Source organism: Janibacter sp. CoH_79_TC_3 (assembly GCF_058197955.1).
Window position 1 is genome coordinate 1 of sequence record NZ_JBXWIV010000146.1, and the last position, 252, is coordinate 252.

1 protein-coding gene is annotated in these 252 nt (G+C 50.8%); it reads left to right on the top strand.

The genetic code is table 11. The features are described 5' to 3' along the window. Positions 1–252, top strand: a 252-nt coding sequence (locus AC2FA3_RS15415) for an ROK family protein (RefSeq protein ID WP_490510355.1), incomplete at both ends; no start/stop codon positions are given.

The window sequence follows — 252 nt, forward strand, 5'->3', positions numbered from 1 at the left end:
AGCGTGGCCTGGGACAGAACCTGCCAATCTACTTTACGACCGATGTCAACGGCTCGGTTTACGGTGAATACATCAACTTAAAGGATCAGCTGCCCAAAGCTGACTTGGTCTACTACACGATTGGGACTGGTGTAGGTGCCGGTGCCATTCAGGATGGCCATTTTATTGGCGGCGTTGGCGCACCTGAAATGGGTCACGTTTTGGTTAAGCGGCATCCCGATGATTTAAACTTTACTGGCATCTGCCCATATC